General features: G+C 69.4%; 17 protein-coding genes. 8 read left to right on the top strand and 9 right to left on the bottom strand.

Annotated elements, in window-relative coordinates; translation table 11 throughout:
* Window position 1 precedes the first annotated feature (1 nt).
* Window positions 2-1,240: an SGNH/GDSL hydrolase family protein gene (locus tag AC1DMQ_RS00935; RefSeq protein ID WP_477031672.1), complete on the bottom strand. Its 1,239-nt coding sequence runs from the start codon at window positions 1,238-1,240 to the stop codon at window positions 2-4.
* A gap of 122 nt (window positions 1,241-1,362) precedes the next feature.
* Here AC1DMQ_RS00935 and AC1DMQ_RS00930 point away from each other — a divergent pair, with 122 nt between their 5' ends.
* Window positions 1,363-4,116 (top strand): exo-rhamnogalacturonan lyase family protein, encoded by a 2,754-nt coding sequence (locus AC1DMQ_RS00930; protein ID WP_477031671.1) that lies wholly within the window; start codon window positions 1,363-1,365, stop codon window positions 4,114-4,116.
* Here the strand turns inward: AC1DMQ_RS00930 and AC1DMQ_RS00925 are convergent.
* Entirely contained in the window at window positions 4,077-4,682 is a 606-nt protein-coding gene (locus tag AC1DMQ_RS00925) for a TetR/AcrR family transcriptional regulator (RefSeq protein WP_477031670.1), read from the bottom strand. The two genes, AC1DMQ_RS00930 and AC1DMQ_RS00925, sit on opposite strands and share 40 nt — an antisense overlap.
* A 130-nt stretch (window positions 4,683-4,812) precedes the next feature.
* Between AC1DMQ_RS00925 and AC1DMQ_RS00920 the strand changes: the two genes are divergently transcribed.
* Together AC1DMQ_RS00920 and AC1DMQ_RS00915 are read left to right on the top strand one after the other, a co-directional pair.
* Complete coding sequence (locus AC1DMQ_RS00920; RefSeq protein ID WP_477031669.1) at window positions 4,813-6,138, top strand: oxygenase MpaB family protein; 1,326 nt, start codon at window positions 4,813-4,815, stop codon at window positions 6,136-6,138.
* Between the two features lie 90 nt (window positions 6,139-6,228).
* Window positions 6,229-7,149: a bifunctional helix-turn-helix transcriptional regulator/GNAT family N-acetyltransferase gene (locus tag AC1DMQ_RS00915; RefSeq protein WP_477031668.1), complete on the top strand. Its 921-nt coding sequence runs from the start codon at window positions 6,229-6,231 to the stop codon at window positions 7,147-7,149.
* Here AC1DMQ_RS00915 and AC1DMQ_RS00910 read toward each other — a convergent pair.
* The 7 genes from AC1DMQ_RS00910 to AC1DMQ_RS00880 form a co-directional block, all read right to left on the bottom strand.
* Window positions 7,146-7,871, bottom strand: a complete 726-nt coding sequence (locus tag AC1DMQ_RS00910; protein WP_477031667.1) for a response regulator — start codon at window positions 7,869-7,871, stop codon at window positions 7,146-7,148. The two genes, AC1DMQ_RS00915 and AC1DMQ_RS00910, sit on opposite strands and share 4 nt — an antisense overlap.
* A gap of 2 nt (window positions 7,872-7,873) precedes the next feature.
* Complete coding sequence (locus AC1DMQ_RS00905; protein WP_477031666.1) at window positions 7,874-11,116, bottom strand: autotransporter outer membrane beta-barrel domain-containing protein; 3,243 nt, start codon at window positions 11,114-11,116, stop codon at window positions 7,874-7,876.
* Between the two features lie 196 nt (window positions 11,117-11,312).
* The gene (locus AC1DMQ_RS00900) at window positions 11,313-12,209 is read right to left on the bottom strand and encodes a flagellin (protein ID WP_477031665.1); all 897 of its coding nucleotides are present in this window, start codon (window positions 12,207-12,209) and stop codon (window positions 11,313-11,315) included.
* Window positions 12,209-13,912: a flagellar hook-associated protein FlgK gene (gene flgK / locus AC1DMQ_RS00895; RefSeq protein WP_477031664.1), complete on the bottom strand. Its 1,704-nt coding sequence runs from the start codon at window positions 13,910-13,912 to the stop codon at window positions 12,209-12,211. Before flgK ends, AC1DMQ_RS00900 begins: the two co-directional genes overlap by 1 nt.
* A 5-nt stretch (window positions 13,913-13,917) precedes the next feature.
* Window positions 13,918-14,217 (bottom strand): hypothetical protein, encoded by a 300-nt coding sequence (locus tag AC1DMQ_RS00890; RefSeq protein ID WP_477031663.1) that lies wholly within the window; start codon window positions 14,215-14,217, stop codon window positions 13,918-13,920.
* The gene (gene flgE, locus AC1DMQ_RS00885; protein WP_477031662.1) at window positions 14,217-15,494 is read right to left on the bottom strand and encodes a flagellar hook protein FlgE; all 1,278 of its coding nucleotides are present in this window, start codon (window positions 15,492-15,494) and stop codon (window positions 14,217-14,219) included. The genes AC1DMQ_RS00890 and flgE overlap by 1 nt, the downstream gene beginning before the upstream one ends.
* Before the next feature lie 9 nt (window positions 15,495-15,503).
* The gene (locus tag AC1DMQ_RS00880) at window positions 15,504-15,788 is read right to left on the bottom strand and encodes a flagellar hook capping FlgD N-terminal domain-containing protein (protein ID WP_477031661.1); all 285 of its coding nucleotides are present in this window, start codon (window positions 15,786-15,788) and stop codon (window positions 15,504-15,506) included.
* 385 nt (window positions 15,789-16,173) lie between these two features.
* On the opposite strand from AC1DMQ_RS00880, the gene AC1DMQ_RS00875 reads away from it, so the two are divergent.
* The 5 genes from AC1DMQ_RS00875 (at window position 16,174) to AC1DMQ_RS00855 (ending at window position 20,391) form a co-directional block, all read left to right on the top strand.
* Entirely contained in the window at window positions 16,174-17,274 is a 1,101-nt protein-coding gene (locus AC1DMQ_RS00875) for a flagellin N-terminal helical domain-containing protein (RefSeq protein ID WP_477031660.1), read from the top strand.
* A gap of 109 nt (window positions 17,275-17,383) precedes the next feature.
* Complete coding sequence (gene fliD, locus AC1DMQ_RS00870) at window positions 17,384-19,081, top strand: flagellar filament capping protein FliD (protein WP_477031659.1); 1,698 nt, start codon at window positions 17,384-17,386, stop codon at window positions 19,079-19,081.
* Window positions 19,068-19,439, top strand: a complete 372-nt coding sequence (locus AC1DMQ_RS00865) for a flagellar protein FliS (RefSeq protein WP_477031658.1) — start codon at window positions 19,068-19,070, stop codon at window positions 19,437-19,439. Before fliD ends, AC1DMQ_RS00865 begins: the two co-directional genes overlap by 14 nt.
* 114 nt (window positions 19,440-19,553) lie before the next feature.
* Complete coding sequence (locus AC1DMQ_RS00860; RefSeq protein ID WP_477031657.1) at window positions 19,554-20,216, top strand: RNA polymerase sigma factor; 663 nt, start codon at window positions 19,554-19,556, stop codon at window positions 20,214-20,216.
* The gene (locus AC1DMQ_RS00855; protein WP_477031656.1) at window positions 20,164-20,391 is read left to right on the top strand and encodes a hypothetical protein; all 228 of its coding nucleotides are present in this window, start codon (window positions 20,164-20,166) and stop codon (window positions 20,389-20,391) included. Before AC1DMQ_RS00860 ends, AC1DMQ_RS00855 begins: the two co-directional genes overlap by 53 nt.
* Window positions 20,392-20,511: the final 120 nt, after the last annotated feature.

The following is a 20,511-nucleotide window of genomic DNA, read 5'->3' as shown; positions in this document are numbered from 1 at the left end:
CTCAGCGGCGCGGTCCGACCAGCGCCTCGATCGGAATCGCCTCGCCCATCGCCTTGTACCCTGCCGGCGAGGGATGCAGCTGGTCGCCGGAATCATAGGCCGGCAGCAGCCGCTCGGGATGCTCCGGGTCGCGGGTCACACGATCGAAGTCGATGACCGCGTCGAATACGCCCGAGCTCCGGATCCAGGCGTTCACAGCCTGGCGATCGGCGTCAGCGTCCGCGTCGGAGCGGTAGATCTTGGTGCCCCCGCACGGCAGGATCGTCGCGCCCACCACCCGGATTCCGCGCTCATGCGCCCGGGCGATCAGCTGGCGGTAACCGGCGATCAGCCCCGCCACCACCGCCGCGCGCTTCTCCGGGGTCACCTCGCCCTCGCGCGACAAGCCGCCGATGTCGTTGATCCCTATCAGCAGCACCAGGGTCTTCACACCCGGCTGGGCCAGGACATCGCGATCCAGGCGCGCCAGGGCCGCCTGACCGCTGCCGTCCTTCAACATCTTGTTGCCGCCGATGCCGACGTTCAGCACCGAGACGTCGCGGGTGCGGGGATCGGCCTGCAGCCGCGCGGCCAGCACGTCGGGCCAGCGTTCATAGACATCGACGCCCGCCCCCGAGCCGTCGGTGATCGAGTCGCCCAGGGTCACGACCGCCGCGCCTCCCGACCGCTCTACGTCGACGCCCGCCAATTGCACCCACTGAGTGAAGGTCGCGGCGCCCGCCAGCTCGGGCGCGGCCAACTGGTCGCCGGCGACGACGAAGGCCGTGGTGCGGGCCGAGCGGTGCACGGTCGCCTGGCGCGGAGCCTCGGGCAGACGCAGGCTGACGGCCAGTCGCGCGAGACCCTCGACCGGGAAGGCCACCGGGTCGGACAGCCAGGTCGCGCCGGGCGGGATGGTCACGCCGGCCTGACCGTCGAAGGTCACGGCTCGATCGGTCCCCGCCTCGATCGCCGAGCCGCCCGGAGCGCCCGCCAGCGCCACCCGCGCGCCGTCGATCCGCAGCGGCGCGGTCCCGAAGGTGTTGGCCAGCCGCAGCCTCAAGCGCGGTCCCCCCGCGCCTAGCCTCACCACCTGGCGGATCGTGATCTCGCCCTGAGGCGCGGGCAGGTTGGCCGCATCGGTCGCGACCACCGCCGTCGCCCACGAGCCGGTCCAGCCCGGACGCGGCGCGGCCGCCGCCGGCCAGGCCAGCCCCGCGCACAGCGCCAACCCCAGGAACCGTGCTCCGAACCGTGCCATGACGCCCTCCCAAACATCTCACAAAATGGATTGACGTCACAGAATATGGAATTAGCGTCGCTGGCAAGATCGCGCTGCCCGGCCGCTGACGCCGACGACGACGCGCACAGGGAGAAGCGGCCATGACCACCCCCACACGACGCGACGTGCTGGTGCAAACCACCTTGGCCGGAGCCCTGGCCGGACTGTCGAGCCCGGTCCTGGCCGCGACCCCGGCCAAGGGGGCGCGCGCCCTGCCCCCCACCGACATCCGCTGGATCGACGGCAAGCCGCCGACCCTGAACGCAGGGCAGACCTGGGGCACGCCATGGCCGCAAGGGCTGTACTCCCGCAAGCAGGCCTTCCGCGCCAAGGGCGCGAACGGCGCCGCCGTGGCCCTGCAGACCTGGCCCCTCGCCTACTGGCCCGATGGCTCGTTGAAGTGGACGGCCCACGCGGTCGGCGCGGGCGAGATCGGCGAACGCCTGACGATCGAGCCCGGCAGGTCCGAGGCCGCCGCCGGCGTGCGCGTGACCGAGAGCCCGGCCGCCGTTGAGGTCTCGACCGGCCCGGCGACCTGGCGCTTCCCCCGCGACGGTTCGGCCCTGATCGCCTCGGCGACCCGAAGCGGCCGCGAGGTGCTGCGCAACGTCCGCCTAGTCCTGCAGACCCAGGACGCGCCCGAGATCGACCAGACCCCGGTGGCCCGCAAGACCTTCGAGAGCGCGCTGGACAAGGTGACGGTGGAGCAGTCCGGCCCGGTCCGCGCGGTGATCCGCGTCGAGGGCCGCCACAAGCAGGGGACCCGCGCCTGGGCGCCGTTCATCGTGCGCTTCTACGCCTATGCCGGCGCGGACTCGCTGCGGATGATGCACACCTTCATCTTCGACGGCGACGCGGCCAAGGACTTCGTCTGCGGCCTGGGCGTCACCGCAGACGTTCCGATGGCGGACGAACTGTACGACCGCCACGTCCGCTTCACCGGCCAGGACGAAGGGCTGTGGGCCGAGGCGGTCAAGCCGCTGACCGGCCTGCGCCGCGACGCCGGCAAGGCGTTCCGCGACGCCCAGATCGCCGGCCGCAAGACCCCGCCCGCCGACCAGATGCCCGCCCCCGTCCGCGCGGGCCTGCACCTGATCCCCAACTGGGGCGACTTCCTGCTGTCGCAGCCGACGGCCGACGGCTTCACTATCCGCAAGCGCACCGAGCCGGGCCACGCCTGGATCCACGCCGACGGCGGCCAAAGGGCCAGCGGCGTGGCCTATGTCGGCGGCGCGGCCGGCGGGGCGGCGATCGGCCTGGGCAACTTCTGGCGCGCCCCGCCGACCGCCCTGGAGGTCCGCAACGCGGCCGGCGACGTCGCCCAGTTGACCGCCTGGCTGTGGTCGCCCGACGCCCCGGTGATGGACACCCGCTTCTATCACGACGGCCTGGGCATGGAGACGCACGCCCAGGAGACCGAAGGCCTCAACATCACCTACGAGGACTACGAAAAGAACTGGGGCACGCCCACCGGCGTGGCCCGCACCACCGAGCTGCGGCTGTGGGCGCTGGACACGACGCCGGCCCGCGAGGCCTTCCCGAAGATGGCGCGGTTGAACGACCAGCCGCCCCGCCTGATGGCCACGCCCGAGCGGATCCACGCCGCCAACGTGCTGGGGGCCTGGAGCCTGCCCGACCGCAGCACGCCCCTGAAGGCCCAGATCGAGGACCGCCAGGACCAGCTGCTGAAGTTCTACCTCGGCCAGATCGAGCAGCGCCGCTGGTACGGCTTCTGGGACTACGGCGACTTCATGCACAGCTACGACGTCGACCGCCACGTCTGGCGTTACGACATCGGCGGCTTCGCCTGGGACAATTCCGAGCTGTCGACCGACCTGTGGCTGTGGCTGAGCTATCTGCGCGGCGGCCGGGCCGACGTGTTCCGCATGGCCGAAGCCATGACCCGCCACACCGGCGAGGTCGACGTCTATCACGTGGGGCCCTATCGCGGCCTGGGCACCCGGCACGGCGTGCAGCACTGGGGCGACAGCTCCAAGCAGCCGCGGGTCAGCAACGCCATCTACCGCCGCATCTATTACTACCTGACCGCCGACGAGCGGGTGGGCGACCTGATGCGCGACCTGCTCGACGGCGACGAGGCCCTGACCCGGGTCAATATCGGCCGCAAGCTGCAGAACGACGCCTGGCCCAAGGGCGAGATCCGCGCCTCGTTCGGCACCGACTGGAGCTCGCTGTGCGGCGCCTGGTTCACCGAGTGGGAGCGCACGGGCGACCCGCGCTGGCGGGCCCGGATCGTCGACGGCATGAGGACCATCGCCGCCCTGCAGAAGCAGTGGTTCGCCGGCAGCGCCACCTACGACGTCAAGACCGGCAAGTTCTCCGGCGCGGGCGACAAGCTGGCCGTCAGCCACCTGAACGCGGCGTTCGGCGCCCCCGAGATTCATGTCGAGATGCTGGCCCTGATCCGCGAGCCCGCCTACGACAAGGCTTGGCTGGACTATTGCCGCTGGTACAACGCCCCGCGCGACGAGCAGACGGCCCGGTTCGGCCAGCCGCTGGGCGCCAACGGCCTGCGCCAGGGCCACTCGCGGCTGACCGCCTATGCGGCCTGGCGGCTGGGCGACAAGGCTCTGGCCGAGCGGACCTGGAAGGAGTTCTTCGGCCGCGGCGTGGTCGAGGACCTGAACCTGTCGACCGCCACCAAGCGCTTCGAAGGTCGTGACGTGCTCAACCCCATCGACGAGGCGGCCGGGGTCACCACCAACGGCACGGCGCAATGGGGCCTGGCGGCGATCATGAACCTGGCGCTGGTGCCGGAGGCGCTGGTCGGTGGCGACCAAGTAGGAAGAGGACGTCAGGCGTTGCGCGGCGTGGTCGCCAACGCCGCCACATAGGCCTCCATCAGCCGCACCAGTTCGTCCTCCAGCGCCGCCGGGTCCAGGCCCAGGTCCTTCTCGGCGGCCGCCGCGCGCAGCAGGCCGATGACCGCGTGGGTGAGGACGAAGGCCGACTCGTCGGTCAGGGCGATCTCCAGCCGCGCCTTGCCGGCGATCGAGGCCATGAAGGCCTTGTGGTGATGCATCAGCATCCCGTCCTCGCCCTTCTGGAACAGGGCGTCGAACAGCACCTGGCCGGTGGCGGGGGAACCCTCGAAGCCGCGCATCAGGGCTCGGACGATCGACCGCACGCTGCCCAGCTCCGGCCGCTCGATCACCGTCTCGGCGATGGCGTCGCGCACGCTGACCGCCCGGCGCTGGGCGACGGCGGCCAGGATGTCCTGCTTGCCGCCGAAGTACTGGTAGAGCGTGCCGATGCTGACCCCGGCCCGCTCGGCGATGTGGTTGGTGGTCAGCTTGTCGACGCCGTCGGCCTCGAGAAGTTGAAAGGTCGCGTCGAGGATCGCGTCGATCGTCGATTCCGAACGGGCCTGGCGCGGCGTTCTGCGTTGTCTTTCAGGCACTTGCCACCTTCCCTTCGTCACCCCGCGCCGCCCGTTGGAAGGCGAGTAGGAACGTGAACAACGCTTACATAACCTGATCGGCGACACCAGGATCCGCCTTCCGGCGGGTTCGGCAAACCCCAGGAGCCCGATGAGCCTCTCCATCGACCAGGTTCGCGCCAAAGTGGCGTCGCAGAAGACGCTGCTGCCGGCGCTGTACGGAAACGTCGACTTCGATGCCGTGCCCGAACGCTTCACGCCGGACGCGTCCAGGGCCGTGGTCCGCGACCGCGCCCCGCTGGGCGTGACCGTCACCCAGGACGACCTCGACCGCGTCCAAGCCTACACCATGCTGGGCGACATCGTCGCCGACGCCTATGCCGCCCTGATCCCCAAGTACGGCTTTCGCCGGCTGATCGACATGCTGACCACCGCCTGCGAGCACGGCGTCGAGGCGGTGGCCGACGCGCCGCCCGAACTCCTCGCCTTCATCGCCGACATGGAGGCCACGCCCGACTGGGTCGACATGGACCTGGTGCGCGAGGGGGCGCGGCTGGACCTCAACGCCACGGCCCATTTGGCGCCGTTCGCGATCCGCGGGGCGTTCGTGGCGACCTTCCTGAACAAGTACTCGGCCCTGCCCATGGCCCTGACCGGGACCCTGAGCAGCGACACCGCCGCCCGCCGGGTCAACGAGACGGCGACCTTCTTCGCCACCACCGTCCTGCCCGGGGCGCTGGAGCGGCATGGCGCCGGCTTCAAGGCGGCCGCCATGGTGCGGCTGATGCATTCGATGGTGCGGTTCAACGCCATCCGCTCGGGGCGCTGGGACGTGTCGGTCTACGGCGTGCCGATCCCGCAGGTCGACCAGATGCCGGCCGGCCTGATTCCGGTATTCCTGATGGCCTTCAATATCCTGCGCCAGGGTCGCCGCGACTTCACCCGCGAGGAGCGGGCCAAGGTCGAGCTGGCCCGCTATCGCTGCTTCCTGCTGGGCCTGCCGCAGGACCTGCTGGCCGACACGCCCGAGGGGGTGGTGCGGATCATGACCGCCCGCAACACCACCCTGCGCCAGGGCTTCGACGACGAGACCTGCGGGGCGCTGATCCGCGCCACCCTGGCCGCCTACCTGCCGCCCGACCGCTCGCCCGCCAACCGCCTGCACGACCGCATCGAGCGCCGCTTCGCCAAGGCCTTCTTCCTGCGCCACTTCATGAACGGCGACCGGGCGGCGGCGGCGCGCATGGGAATCTCGGTGGACCCGCTCGACCGGCTGGTGTTCGCGACCGTGGCCCTGGGGGTGATCGCGCGGATGCTGGCCTTCAAGGCGGCGGACAAGGTCCCGGTGCTGCGCGAGGCGGCCGACGCGGTGCTCGTGCGCCGCGTGCGCAAGCTGCTGGCCCGCTACGGCCACGCCGAATACGTCACCGACGCGGCCCAGTATCGCTCGGCCCACCCGGCGCCGGCGGCGGCCTAGGATGCATCCTCCACGGTGCCTTCGCTTCGCATGTTGACTCAGTCAAGATATCGCTTATTTGACTCAGTCAACATGCAAGCTGGAGCCGCCATGATCCCGGAGACGCAAATCGCCGACCTGCGTGCCTTCAACCGGCTGTACACGCGCAAGCTCGGCCTGCTGAACCCCCAGCTGGACGCCAGCCCGTTCTCGCTGACCGAGGCGCGGATCCTCTACGAACTCGCCCACCGGACCGATCCGAGCGCCGCCGAGATCACCCGCGCCCTCGGCCTGGACCCGGCGCAGATGAGCCGCACCCTCAAGCGTTTCGAGGCGCGCGGCCTGGTCGAGACGGCCCAGCATCCCGGCGGGGGCCGCAGCCGGTCGATCCGCCTGACGGCCGCCGGGCGTGAGACCTTCGCCGCGCTGGATCGCAACACCCACGACGCGATCGCCGGCCTGTTGCACGACCTGCCGACGGCCAAGCGCCAGAGCCTGCTCGCGGCCGCCCAGTCCATCCGCCAGGTGTTCGACGAGGCGCCCGCCGGCGCGGTGATCCTGCGCGACCTCCGTCCCGGCGACCTGGGCTGGATCATCCATCGCCAGGCGGTGCTCTACACGCAGGAATACGGCTGGACCCAGGACTACGAGGCCCTGGTGGCGAAGATCCTGGCCGACTTCGTCCAGTCCTTCGATCCGGCGCGCGAGGCCGCGTGGATCGCCGAGATCGACGGCCGCGTGGTGGGTTCGATCTTCCTGGTGCGCGGCGACGCCCCGGAGGTCGGCAAGCTTCGGCTGCTGTATGTCGAGCCCGACACGCGGGGCCGAGGGGTCGGCGCGATGCTGGTCCAGGCCTGCACCGATCGGGCCCGGGCCGTCGGCTATCGCCGGCTGGAGCTGTGGACCAACAGCATCCTGGTCGCCGCGCGGCGGATCTATCAGCGGGCGGGCTTCGTGCTGGTCGACGAGGCGCCGCACCACTCGTTCGGCCACGACCTGGTGGGCCAGACCTGGGCGCTGGACCTGGCCTAGTCCTGCACCCGGTCCACCCGGGCCGCGAAGATGTAGCCCACATGGCGCACCGTGCGGATCAGGTGCGCGCCGCCGTCGACGCGGTCCAGCTTGCTGCGCAGACGGCTGATGGCGACGTTGACCTGCTGGGGCGCGGGCCGCGCGTGGGCGTCGGGCGGACCCTGGCGCAGCTCGTCGCGGGTCAGCACCTGGTTGGGCCTGGCGACCAGGGCCCACAGCACCAGGAACTCGGCGGTCGACAGCGCCATGGGCCGGCCGCGGGGATCGAAAAGCTCCTGGGTCGCGGCGTTCAGCCGCCAGCCGTCGAAGCGGTAGACGGCGGGCGCCTCGCGGGCCGGCTCCTCGGGGCGCGTGTCGTCATGGCGGCGCAGCACCGCCTTGACCCGGGCCAGCAGCTCGCGCGGGCGATAGGGCTTGATCACATAGTCGTCGGCCCCGAGCTCCAGGCCCACCACCACGTCGCATTCCTCGCCCGAGTCCGAGACCATCATGATCGCCGGCGGCGAGGGCAGGCTGAGCAGGCGCGAGCAGACCGACAGACCCGAGGCGTCCGGCAGCATCATGTCCAGCATCACCAGGTTGACCTGGGTCTCGCGCAGGATCTGCTCCATCTCGCGGGCGCTGCCGGCCCCCAGGGTGGTCAGGCCGTAGCCGGCCAGCAGGCCCGTCATGTCGTGGCGGGCCACGGGGTCGCCGTCGAGGATGAGGATGCGCTTTTCCACGGTCAGAACATCGCCCTTCCGCTCAGCCGCATGGTGTACTTGGTCTGCTTGCGCGAGGCCTCGGCGCCGCCTTCCAGGGCGACATAGGACAGGGCCGAGCCGGCGCGCAGCGCGAAGCCCAGGGTCACCGCCCCCTCCTTGTCGTTGGCGGCGGCCAGGGTGAAGGCCGAGCCGCCGGCGAAGCTGGCGATGGTGTCGCCCATCGCCCCGGCCAGGGTCTGACGGTAGCCGACCCGCAGTTCGGGCCGCACCCAGACGTCCTTGCCGTACTGCTTGCCCAGCACCAGGCCGAGGTCGCCGCTGAGATTGTCTGCCTCGCGCTCGGCCACGGTCAGGTCGAAGCCCGCGCCGCCGCCGTGCTCCCTGCGCTCGCCTTCCCACAGCCAGACATAGTCCAACCGGGCCTCGGGGCGCAGATAGACGTCGCCCAGCCGGGCCTCGTAGGCCAGGCCCGCGAAGGCGTTGGCGACCAGGCCGTTCCAGGCGGCGGTGTTGGTCAGGCTGACATCGGCCGTGCCGTCGCCGTCGATGTCGGCGCTGACGAAGCCGCGGTCGCCGTTGAAACGGCTGTAGCCGGCCCCGCCGCCGAGGTTGAACCGCCAGCCGCCGACCGAGCGCCGCCAGTAGAGGCCGGCCTGCAGGATCGAGGCGGTCGTCTTCTCGCCCAGCTTGGCGACCGTATCGTGCTCTTCCAGGCTGACCGCCGCCAGGGTCAGGCCCAGCGCCCCGCCCGCGTCGCCCATCGCCTCGTAGCCGGCCACCATGCCCAGGGCCTGGGTGTCGGACCCTTGCGTGTCGCCGTCCTCGCGGCGGACCAGGGCGTTGATCTCCTGCACCCAGACGCTGTCGGGCCCATAGCGGTCGCCGACATCGGGGCGGTTGGCCGTGGCCGCCGAGATCTGCTGCTGCACGGCCTGCAGGGCCGAGAACAGGCCTTCGCCCTGGCTGGGCAGCATCTGGTCGTACAGGCCGAAGAAGCCGTCCTGTGTGCTCTGGTTCAGGAAGGCGCCGGCGATGTCGGCGTCGTTCGACAGGGCCGCGAACACCGCGTCGTAGGCGCTGGTCTGGCTGCGCGACATCGAGGCCTCGGACGCCGTGCGCCGCCGCACGTCGATATTGATCTCGTTGCCCGTCGCATAGGCGTTGGCGACATACATGTAGGCCACGTGGCCCAGCAGGTCCTGGTCGATGGTCCCGGCGGTCAGGGCGCCGGCCTGGATCACGGTGTAGGTGGTCGGCGTGGTCAGCAGGCTCTTGAAGTTCAGGCCCAGCGAGGCGCCGGCCTCGACCGTGGCGGTGTCGACCACCAGCTTGGTCTGGGTTCCGGCGGTGGGATCGACCGTGAAGATCAGCACGCTGTCGGCGCCCAGGTTCAGGCTGGTGGCCTTGATGGTCTCGGCGTTGGTCAGGCCCAGCGTGCCGTTGCCGATCTTGATGTCCAGCAGGCCGTCGCTGTCGTGCAGGGCGCCGATCATGTAGCCGGTGCCGTCGATGGTAAGCTTGTCGGCCCCGTCGCCGAACCAGACGTCGCCGATCAGGCCGCCGTTGAGGATCGACAGGCTGTCGGCGCCCGAGCCGAGCAGCACCCGGCCGCGGATGATCGGCTCGTCGGCGTCGTCCACGCCGTCGCCGTCGGTATCGGTGTCGGCCACGTCGTCGTCGCCGTCGTCCCCGTCGTTGACGCCGCTCTGGACGATGGTCACGCCGGTGGTGTTCTTCGACACGTCGATGGCCGTCGCCACGCCGGTGACCGTCTCGTTGGCGGCGTCGGTGTCGCTGTCGTCGGTGTCGTACTCGTCGTCGGTGGCCACCACATAGGCGGCGATCGAGCCGGTGTTGGTGATGGTCGTCAGGCCGCCGGTCTCGTCGACGATGGCGTAGGACGAGCCGCCCTCCCCGCCGACCGTGGCGGTGATGGTCCCGGCGTTGGTGATGCTGGTCATGCTGGCGCCGGCGGCGATGCTCACGGCCTTGGCGGTGACGGCTGTGTCGCCCGTGACCGAGGCGGCGATCCCGCCGGTGTTCCACAGGGTGTCTGCCACGGCGCCCGCGTTCAGCTTCAGCCCCACCGCGTCGGCCTCGTAGGCGCTGGCCGAGATCGAGCCGCTCAGCTTGACCCCGCCGGTGATGATCGTGGACTGGCCGGTGTCGCCGCCCAGCTGCAGGCCCGTGGCGCTGATCCCGTCGTGGATGCCCGCCGCCGTGATCGAGCCCTTGATGATCAGGCCATAGGCGTCGTCGCCGGTTCCGACCGCGCCCAAGGTCACGGCCCGGGTGTCCGAACCGATCAGCAGGGCGGGAGCCGAGCCGTAGGCGGTGATCGAGGCCGTGCCCTCGCTGCTGTCGGTGACGCCGTCGGCGTCCTCGTCGTCGGAGGTGTCGTCGTTGGTGTCGGTGGGCGGGGCGTCCAGCAGCACGCCGCCGGCCACGTCGGCCGTGACCTTCACCCCGCCGCCGCCCTGCAGCAGGTCGTCGGCGTCGAGCAGGGCCTCGTCGTCCGGGTCGGAATAGCGCGAGGTGACCCGGTAGCCGGTGGAATAGACCGAACCCTGGATGACGACCGCGCCGCCCACGTCGCCGTCGACCGCCAGGCCGACGCTGCCGGCGCCCACGACGCTGATCGAGCCGGTGCTGGTCAGGCTTCCGCTGATCGTCCCGGTGTTGTGGATCCCGTAACTCCGGTCGCCGACCACGCTGATCGTGCCGGCATGGACCAGCGAGCCCGTCAGGGGCGCCTCCAGGCTGATGCCGGCGGAGTCGTTGCCCTCGATGGTGATCACGCCGGTGGAGTCGTTGGTGATCGTGCCGACGAACGGATCGGTCCCGGTCAGCCGGATTCCGTAGCGGCCCGAGCCCTTGGCGAACGGGCCGTCATAGTCGCCGTCGTCATCGTCGTCGGTGTAGTCGTAGTCCTCGGTCAGGCTAATCGTGAGGCTGTTCAGCAGCGTGCCCGTATGGCCGCCCAGCACCAGCACGCCGATCGAGTCCGAGACGCCGACGCTGGTCAGCGTGCCGTTATTGGTTAGGATGTTGTCGCTGTCCAGGGTGGCGATCGCCCCCGAGGTGGAGAGGGTGATCACCCCGTCGCTGGTGATCTTGACGTCGTCGGCGGCCCCGGAGGCGGCCGTCGAGGTGGCGATCGGCGTGGTGCGGGAACTGCTGGTCACCTGGGTTTCGGCCGCCGCGCCCCCCGCGCAGAGCAGCAGGGGAGCCAGGGCGGCCGAGGCGAGAAGTTTGCGGGACATGAACGGCCTGTAATGTGTGCCGTCCTTGCCTAGAGCGCCGCCATGGCTGGCGAATGACCCCTAAGTATCGGCGTCGATAAGCTCGACCGCTCCAAGCTCGTCGAATGTTTCGAGAGTGTGTCCGCCGATACACGGACCTGTTTCCGAGACCCCTTCGTCAGGTTCGGCGGACGACGGGACAGCTCGGCGCCCCTCCTCAGAGGTACTTGCTCAGGCTCAGCGACGACAGTGTGCTGATCATCGAGAACAGGGCCTCGAGCTGGGTCTGGTACTGGGTCGTCAGGACCGCGGCCTCCGTCAGGTCGGCGCCTTTCAGGTCGGTGACCAGGGCGTCGATGGCGTCGATCTTGGCGGTGTTGCGGTCGGTGATCGTCTCCAGGGCCGAGGCCTGGATGGCGATGGTCTCCTGCAGCGTGCCGACGCCCGTCAGCGCCGTGCCGGACAGGGCGTAGGCGGCGGCGATGGCGTCCGGGTCGCTGGGATTGGCGGCGACCAGGGCGATGGCCCGGGCCAGCTGCTCGAAGGCCGAGGCGCCGGCCGAGACCGACAGCGACACGGTCTGCCCCTCGGAGCTGGCGTAGGTCCGCCCGGCCGATGCGCCCCGGTAGTAGGTCGCGTCCGCCCCGGACGTCGGGTCGTAGTCGGCGGCCGTGAAGTCGACCGGCGCGACGTCGGTCGCCTGGCCCGAGAACAGGTAGGTCCCGCCCTGCTGACTGTTGAGCAGGGCCTGCAGGTCGGTCAGCCAGTCGGCCGCGTACTGGCCGGTGGTGTCGGCGTCCAGGGTCGAGCTGCTCATCATCGAGGCCAGCTGGGTCTTGATGGTGGTGGCCAGGCCGGCGATCTCGCCCACCGCCGAATAGGCCGCCTGGACATAGGCGGCGGCCGACGACGCCGCGGTGTTGTCGGCGGTCAGGCGGGCGGTCTGGTTGGACAGGGTCAGGATGCTGGCGGTGCTGGCGGCCATGCCGCCATAGGTCTGGGACTTCAGGCCCGAGGCCGTCTGGCTCTGCTGGTCGGCCAGCCTGGCCTGGACCTTCAGGCTGGCCGCCGTCATGGCGCTGGTGTGGGCGAAGCTGGAGACGCGGCTCAACATCAGCTGACCATGCTCACCAGGGTGTCGAACAGGTCGCGGGCGATCGAGATCAGCTGGGCGTTGGCCTCGTATTGGGTCTGGTACTGGGTCAGGTTGGCCAGCTCCTCGTCGATGTTCACGGCGGTCAGGTTCTGCAGTCGCGAGGTCGCCGCCTCGCTGGCGGCGGTGGAGGCCTCGCTCTGGCTGGCGGCGGCGGCGATCATGGTGGCCGCGCCGGAGACGAAGCTGGACGCATAGGACGACAGGCTGACGGTCCTGGCCGCCTGGCTTCCCGTCGCCGCGAACGACACCGAGGTCGTCAACAGGCTGGACAGCTTGTCGGCGATCGTGCTGTCGCCCGAGGCCAGGGCCAGGTCGCCGACCGACAGGGTCGCGGTCATCGAGAGGACCGCCGTCGGCAGGCCGCCGGGGTCGCTGGTCAGCTTCGACGACACCCCGATGTCGGCGGCGGTCGAGCCGGTCAGCAGGCCGTTGAAGCCGAACCTCGCCGAGACCCCCGCCCCGTCGTCGGCCAGCGACACGCCGGTGGCGCTCTCGGTGGCGGTGATCGACAGCTTGCCGTCCGAGCCGATGCTGGCCAAGAGACCTGAAACGCCGTTGAGCGCGGTGACTAGGTCGCCGACCGTCGCGTAGCTCGACAGGTCCAGGTCCTGGGTCGAGACGACCTTGCCGCCGGAGTCGGTGACCGCCACCCGTAGGATCCCGGTGGCCGAGAAGGCGTCGGCCGTCGACACCGTACCCGAGCTGGTCAGGCTGCTCGGCGCGGGGACCGAGGTCCCGGCGTTGGTCACGGCGTTGACCTGGGTGATCAGGGTCGAGGCCAGGGCGTCCAGCTTGTCCTGCTCGGCCGGCAGGGTCTGGTCGCGCAGGGTGACAAGCGCCCCCAGCTCGCCGGTGGTCAGGCTGGCGGTGACGTCCTTGCCGTTCAGGGTGATCCCCGAGATCGAGCCCGGATAGGTCGCGGCCGCGCCGAGCTGGCTGGAGGCGGTGTAGCTGAGCGTCGCGGCGGTGGTGCCCAACAGGGCGTCGCCGCCGGTGGTGTAGACCCGCAGCTGGTTGTCGGCGGTGACATAGCTGCTGACCCCCATCAGGCCCGACAAGGTGGTCAGGGCCGCGTCGCGCTGGTCCTCCAGCGAGGTGGTGTCGCCGCCCTGGGCGATGACCGTGGCGATCTGGTCGTTCAGCGAGGCCAGGCTCTTGAGGGTCTGGTTGACCGTGCCGACCGTGGTCTCGATCTGGCTGTTGGCCTGGGTGCGCAGGTCCTGGACTTCGCTCGACAGGCTCTTGATCCCGTCGGCCAGGGCCGAGGCGTCGGACACCAGCTGGGCCTTGCTGGTGGCGTCGGCGCTGGAGGCCAGGGCCGTCAGCGCGGCCCCGAAGGCCGTCATCAGGCTGGAGATGTCGTCGCCGCCGTCGGTCGAGCCCAGGGCCGCGTCATACGACTGCATGTAGCTGTCGGTCACCGCGTCGCCCCCGGCCGCGGCGGCGGTCTTCAGCACCGTCTTGCTCAGATAGCTGTCGGCCACGCGCAGGATCGTGGCGTCCGACAGGGCCACCGTCGTGGTGGTCACCGCGCTGGTGACGGTCTTGCGGGTGTAGGTCAGGTCGTCGGCGTTGGCGACATTGAGGTTGGCCACCGCGATCCGGGTCTGCGAAGCCGTCAGGGCCGAACCCGCCGCGCCGATGATCGAGGACAGCGACATGGCGGTCAGCCTCGCTTCGGCCGGTAGCCGGCGTGCGCCGACAGGCCGCGATTGACCGCCGCGATGCGCTCGCGGCCTTCGCCCATCTCGACCTCCAGCCGCGACAGCCGCGCGGCCAGGGCGGTGCGCACCTCGTGCAGGCTGGACAGCAGCAGCAGCCGGTCCCGGTCGGACGCCGCCGCTAGCCCCTCGGCGACGCCCTGCGCCAGGGCCCGGGCCTCCTCGACGGTGGCGACCATCGGGACCTCGCCCCCCAGCCGGCGGGCGCGTTCGGCGCGCAACCTGAGGCGTTCGATCGTCCCCATCAGCGCACGGCCTGGATCAGGGTGTCGAACATCCCCTTGGTGGTGGTGATCACCTGCGAGGCCGCCGAATAGGCCTGCTGGGCGATGATCATCTTGTTGAACTCGGTGGCGATGTCGGTGGTCGAGCCCTCCAGGGCGCTGGCCACCAGAGTGCCCGAACTGCCGTCGCCCGGCAGGTTGACGTGCACCTGGCCGGCGTTGGTGTTCTCGTCATAGACCGTGCCCGAGACATGGGTCAGGCCGTTGGGGTTGCTGAAGGTGGCGACCGGGATCTGGTAGATCGCCAGGCTGACCCCGTTGTCGAAATTGGCGGTGACCAGGCCGTTGGCGTCGATGGTCACGCCCGACAGCTCGCCGTAGTTGGCGCCGTCCTGCTCGAGGGTCGGGGTGATCGACAGGGTCGAGGAGGTCGAGGCGAACTGAGTCAGGCCGTCGGTGCCGCCGGCCGCGCCCAGGTCCAGGGTGATGGCGCTGTCGGCCGCCCCGGTCGAGAAGCCGGCGATGCTGACCGCCACCGGCGACGGGTCTGTCGAGGCCAGGCTCCCGTCGGTGTTGAAGGTCACCGTCACGGCCGAGGGCGAGACGACGCCCGAGGTGGTCGCGCTGTCCGAGGTCAGGGTCGGGTTGGCCAGGGCCAGCGACCAGGTGTTGTCGCCAGTCTTGGTCCAGGTCTGACCGACGGTGTGGCTGACGCCCAGGGAGTCGATCACCTCCATGCTGGTGGTGAAGGACTGGCCGGTGGTGGCGTCGGCCGGCAGGTTGGCCGCCATGCTGACATTGGCCGTGGCCTTGGCCGTGCCGCCGATCGAGTTGAAGTTGATCGCCTCCAGGTTCGACAGGTCGCTGGCGTTGCTGGCCAGGACGTTGCCGTCGGAGTCGGTGGCCAGGCCCTGGAGGTAGTAACCCTCGCTGTTGACCAGATAGCCGTCGGCGTCGGTCGAGAAGCTGCCGTTGCGGCTGTAGACCAGGTCCGACGAGGTGTCGGCGGGATCGGCCGAGACCACGAAGAAGCCCGAGCCGTCGATGGCGACGTTGGTCGAGGTGGCGGTCGACGAGATCACCCCGCCGACGCTCAGCGCCTGGCTGGACTTGGCCAGCACCGAACTGGTCGACTTGGCCGAGCCTATGGCGCCGGTGACCAGCGACTGGAAGTCGACCTCCTTGGTCTTGTAGGCCGTGGTCGACGAGTTGGCGATGTTCTCGGAGATGGCGGCCAGGGCCAGGCTCTGGGCGGTCAGGCCCGACACCGCGGTCGAGAGGGCGGAGGAAAGGCTCATGACGCGCCCCTAGCTCTGGGCCGAGGCGAGCAGCTGAACCTGGGTCAGCAGCGACGACATGTTGTCGGACATCGTCGACAGCGTCGTGTTCATGTTGATCTGCTGCTCGAGGCCCGAATAGGTCGCCAGCTGGCTGGTGAACTCGGTGGGATCGGTGGGATCCAGCGGGTTCTGGTTGGTCAGCTGGGTCATCAGCAGTTGCAGGAAGTCGGTCGTGCCGAGGGCCAGCGTGCCGGACGACGAACTGGCGGCTGTCGTCGTGGCGGCGCTCGTGGTCGAGGCGATGGTGGTCATCTGAGAACCCTCCGGTGACGCCGGGCGGCGCCGTTCGCAGGGTTCAACGGAGGGGGTCGGGCGGATGGGGCGGTGTTTTTTCGGGGGCGGCCCTGAAACGTCCTTCTCCCCTTGCGGGAGAAGGTGTCGGCGCAGCCGACGGATGAGGGGTCGCACCGCCCTGACCGCCGTTCGCGGTTGATCCGCTTATCAACCCCTCATCCGACCTCGCTCCGCGAGGCCACCTTCTCCCGCAAGGGGAGAAGGAGCGCGGCTCAAAAAAACACCGCCCCATCCGGCGCGGAGGCCTCGTTCAACCCGTGAAGCCTGGCCGCGCAGAACGGCGGGAGGCTTTCCGCTCCGGGTCGTCCGGCAGCGGCCTCTAGCTAGAGAGCCGGATTAGAAAATGCCTGTCATCTCAACCAACACAGCGGCCAACACCGCCCTGCGCTACCTGAACAACAACTCGACCGCGCAGAGTGAATCGTTGGCCAAGCTGTCGAGCGGCTCGCGGATCGTGAGCGCCAAGGACGACGCGTCTGGCCTCGCCATCGCCACGTCCATGAACGCTGACATCACCGTGCTGAACCAAGCCGCCACCAACGTCACCAGCGGCACCTCGGTGCTGAACACGGCCGACGGCGCCCTGTCCAACATCGCCGACATCCTGCAACGGATGAAGTCGCTGACGGCCCAGGCGCAGTCGGGCAGCTCCAGCACCGACGACCTCAGCTACATCAACGCCGAATACACCCAGCTGAAGGACGAAATCGACGACATCGCGTCGACGACCAACTTCAACGGGGTGGACCTGCTGTCCAGCAGCGGTACCTCGGTCGCGACCACCCTGGGGACGGCCGGCGCCGCCGGTACGCTCGACACCGACTACTTCAAGGTGGCGACCGGCAACACCAGCCTGGGCGCGGTCAGCTATCTGGCCGACGGCACGGCGACCACCGTCGAGGTCGGCGACTATGTCGACGATGACGGCGCGCTGCTGCTGAACGCCACGGGCACGGCCAAGGCCACCGCCGAGGACCTGCTGGCGGACTCCGTCAACACGGTCACCTGGACGGCCACGGCAGGAACCGGAACCAGCGCCTACACCAACGGTACGGGGGTCGACTTCTTGGTCGGCACCAGCAGCAGCGACACGATCAGCGTCAAGCTCGAGGCCGCCGACACGGCGTCCCTGGGCATCGACGCGACGTCGATCACCAGCGCCGCCTCGGCGGCCACGGCGATGGACGCGATCGACACCGCCATCACCCAGGTCTCCGAGGCCCGGGCCAATGTCGGCGCCACCCTGTCGCGCTTCGAGTACCGCGGCGACGTGATCTCCACGTCGCTGGAGAACCTGCAGTCGGCCAAGTCGGCGATCTCGGACGTCGATATCGCGTCGGAACAGACCAACTACACCAACGCCTCGACCCTCACCTCGGCCGCCATCGCCGCTCTCGGCAAGGCCAACGAGATGAGCCAGTCGCTGCTGAAGCTGCTGCAGTAGGCCGCCCACAGGCGGGCGCCGGCGCTCCCCGCTCGGCGTCCGTCACCTTGGCGGGAGGGCTCCCTGACCCTCCCGCTTCTTTTCCCCGATCAACCCCGCCAGGTCCGCCATGACCACGACCAGCGCCGTCTCGACCTCCGGCTCGACCAGCTACGTCACCGGCACGGTGTCGGGCCTGGACACCGACGCCATCATCGACGCGGCCGTGGCCCAGAAGACCGCGCGCGCCGACACGATCGACGCCAAGGTCACCGCCAACAAGACAAGGATTTCGTCGTACCAGACCCTGCAGTCGCTGCTGCAGGCGGTGTCGGACTCGATGTCCGACCTGGCCTCGTCGACCTACAGCGCCATCTCGACCAGCACCAACGCCTTCGACGAGAAGCAGGCCTATCTGACCGCCTCGGACGGGGCCGACGCCACCGACATCCTCGCGGTCAGCGCCGACAGCGACGCCGTCGCCTCGTCCTACGAGATCACCGTCACCCAGCTGGCCAAGGCCCAGAAGGTGGCCTCGGCCATGCAGACCTCGTCGACCACGGCCCTGGGCCTGGACGGGGTGATGTCGATCGCCGCCGCCGACGGGACCGCCGTCGACATCACGGTCACCGCGACCATGACCCTGGTCGGCCTGTCGACCGCCATCAACGCCCAGACCTCGACCAGCGGCGTCACCGCCACGGTGATCAGCACCAGCGCCGGGGCGCGGCTGGTGCTGTCGACCAGCGACACGAACCAGGCGATCACCGTCTCGACCACCTCGGGCGACGACGTGGCGCTGGGCATCGGCCTGACGGACTCGACCGGCGCCTTCGCCACCGAACTCCAGGCCGCCCAGCCGTCGATCGTCACCATCGACGGCCTGACCATCGAGAACGACGGCAACGAGCTGACCGACGTCGTGCCGGGCCTGTCGATCTCGCTGCTGCAGACGACCGCCACCGACCAGACCGTCACCCTCGACGTCGAGGCCAACTACGACGACATCAAGACGGCGATCACCAGCTTCATCACCGCCTACAACGCCCTGCGCGACTTCGTGGCCACCAACCAGACGGTGGGCTCGGACGGCACGGTGCCCGAAGACGCGGTGCTGTTCGCCGACAGCCTGCTGCGCGACGCCAACCGCCAGCTGAGCGCGGTGCTGTCGGGCTCGCCGACCTCGGCCTCCGACGACGTCGCCGACCTGGCCGACCTGGGCATCACCTTCGACGCCAACAACCAGCTGGAGCTGTCCAGCGAAACCACCCTGGACGACCTGCTGCTGACCAACCTGTCGGCCGTGGCCAGCTTCTTCGAGACCAGCTTCACCAGCGACAACGCCGGCCTGAAGCTGATGAAGAACAGCACCGCCCAGTCGTTCGACTTCAGCCTGGACGTCACGGCGATCGACGGGGTGATCACCGGCGTTTCGGTGGGCGGCGACGCCAGCCTGTTCACCGTGGCCGGCAGCCTGATCACCGGCGCCAAGGGCACGCTCTACGAGGGCCTGTCCTTCGCACTGTCCCCCGCCACCACCGGCGCGATCGCGATCAAGGTCGAGCAGGGCTTCGCCAACCGGATCACCAGCCTGCTGAACGGCTTCGCCAACACCACCAACGGCGCGATCCAGACGCAGATCGCCAGCCTGGAAGACATCGACACCGACCTGACCAGCAAGTCCGACGACATCCGCACCGACGCCGAGGACTACCGCACCAAGCTGGTCAACAAGTACGCGGCCATGGAGAGCGAGCTCTCGGCCGCCCAGCTTCTCCAAGCCCAGATCAAAGCCATTCTCGGAGCCAGCAGCGATGACGACGACTAACAGAGCCTTGGGCGCATACGCCGCCGCCCGCAGCCTCAACCAGAACCCGCGCGACGTGCTCGCCGCCGTGCACGAGGAGCTGCACCGCGCGATCGCCTCGGCAAAATCGGCCCACGAGGCCAAGGCGCTGGATCAAATGTGCCGTCACGCCGCTCGGGCGACCCAGATCCTGATGGTGCTGTCGACGAGCCTCGATTTTTCGGCCGCCGGACCGGACGGCGCGATGCTGCGCGGCTTTTACCGATCGTTGCTGGAGACGCTGACCGAGGCCACCCGTCGAAGCACTATGTCGCCTTCGTATCAAAAATCACTGGATCTTCTCCAACCGTTTTGCAAATGTCTCAGAGGTAAGGAATGATAATGTCGAGAATTACCATCAAATAACGGCTCGATTTACTAACGTCATTAGTCGAAATGTGGCACGCACTTTGCCAAGTTCATTTTCAGACGCACTCTGATTTGGACTGAGACAATGCCGCATTCGACGAACATTGATCTTGCCGACACCCGTTCCGACGAGGATCTGTTCCTGGCCTGCGCCGGGGACGAGCCCTCGGCCTTCCGGCCGCTGGTCGAGCGCCATCTGCGGATGGTGCGCCGCCTGGCGCTGAACGTGCTGGGCGACCTGCACGAGGCCGAGGATGTCGCCCAGGAGGTGTTCGTCTCGGCGTGGAAGGCGCGGACCGACTGGCGGCCGGAGGCTCGGTTCTCGACCTGGCTGCACCGGATCACGGTCAACAAGGCCATCGATCGCCGCCGCTCGCTGCGCGGCGTCTCGCGGGCCAGCCCCGAGCCGCAGGAGGTTATCAACCGCCTGGCCGAGGCCGACGTCCGCGCCGAGGCGCCGGAGGACGCCCTGGGCCGGCTGGAACGGATCGAACGGGCCAAGGGCCTTCGCCAGGCGCTGGACCGCCTGCCGGAAAGCCAGAACCAGGCCCTGACAATGTTCTATTTCGAGGAGCTGGACGTTGGTAGAATCGCCGACGTCCTGGACTGCTCGGAACAGGCGGTGCGGTCGCTCCTCAAACGGGGGCGGCAGGCGCTGAAGACCAATCTCCAGAGACAGAAGAAGATCTGTAGCCATGGATATCGCCCAGTTCAAAGCCAGCCTCGCCAGCCTGGGGGCCGACCTTGAGCGCTGGCCGCCCGCCGAGGCGCAGGCCGCCGTCGCCCTGCTCGCCGCCTCCGACGAGGCCGTGACCCTGTTCGCCCAGGCCACGTCCGACGACCTGACGGTGTTCGGCGACGACGCGGGGGACCTCGACGCCCTGGTCGACAAGACCCTGGGCCGCGTGGAACGCGGCGGCTAAGCCCGACCGAATGACCCGTCACGCAAGCAGATGAGCAGTAATGTATCCGACAGATACAGTAATGTTTCGGCGTCGATACAAATCTATCTCGTAAAAGACGCCTGAAGACCTGAAAAACGG

Source organism: Caulobacter sp. 05L422 (assembly GCF_056397765.1).
This window is presented reverse-complemented; position numbering and strand designations above follow the sequence as displayed.

Bases quoted from the DNA above. Each gene is read 5' to 3' on its own strand.
- AC1DMQ_RS00875 (WP_477031660.1), top strand. From the start codon at position 16,174: ATGCCTGTCATCTCAACCAACACAGCGGCCAACACCGCCCTGCGCTAC.
- AC1DMQ_RS00860 (WP_477031657.1), top strand. From the start codon at position 19,554: ATGCCGCATTCGACGAACATTGATCTTGCCGACACCCGTTCCGACGAG.
- AC1DMQ_RS00935 (WP_477031672.1), bottom strand. From the start codon at position 1,240: ATGGCACGGTTCGGAGCACGGTTCCTGGGGTTGGCGCTGTGCGCGGGG.
- AC1DMQ_RS00930 (WP_477031671.1), top strand. From the start codon at position 1,363: ATGACCACCCCCACACGACGCGACGTGCTGGTGCAAACCACCTTGGCC.
- AC1DMQ_RS00880 (WP_477031661.1), bottom strand. From the start codon at position 15,788: ATGACCACCATCGCCTCGACCACGAGCGCCGCCACGACGACAGCCGCC.
- AC1DMQ_RS00900 (WP_477031665.1), bottom strand. From the start codon at position 12,209: ATGTTGAGCCGCGTCTCCAGCTTCGCCCACACCAGCGCCATGACGGCG.
- AC1DMQ_RS00915 (WP_477031668.1), top strand. From the start codon at position 6,229: ATGATCCCGGAGACGCAAATCGCCGACCTGCGTGCCTTCAACCGGCTG.
- AC1DMQ_RS00890 (WP_477031663.1), bottom strand. From the start codon at position 14,217: ATGGGGACGATCGAACGCCTCAGGTTGCGCGCCGAACGCGCCCGCCGG.
- flgK (WP_477031664.1), bottom strand. From the start codon at position 13,912: ATGTCGCTGTCCTCGATCATCGGCGCGGCGGGTTCGGCCCTGACGGCT.
- flgE (WP_477031662.1), bottom strand. From the start codon at position 15,494: ATGAGCCTTTCCTCCGCCCTCTCGACCGCGGTGTCGGGCCTGACCGCC.
- AC1DMQ_RS00920 (WP_477031669.1), top strand. From the start codon at position 4,813: ATGAGCCTCTCCATCGACCAGGTTCGCGCCAAAGTGGCGTCGCAGAAG.
- AC1DMQ_RS00865 (WP_477031658.1), top strand. From the start codon at position 19,068: ATGACGACGACTAACAGAGCCTTGGGCGCATACGCCGCCGCCCGCAGC.
- AC1DMQ_RS00855 (WP_477031656.1), top strand. From the start codon at position 20,164: ATGGATATCGCCCAGTTCAAAGCCAGCCTCGCCAGCCTGGGGGCCGAC.
- AC1DMQ_RS00905 (WP_477031666.1), bottom strand. From the start codon at position 11,116: ATGTCCCGCAAACTTCTCGCCTCGGCCGCCCTGGCTCCCCTGCTGCTC.
- fliD (WP_477031659.1), top strand. From the start codon at position 17,384: ATGACCACGACCAGCGCCGTCTCGACCTCCGGCTCGACCAGCTACGTC.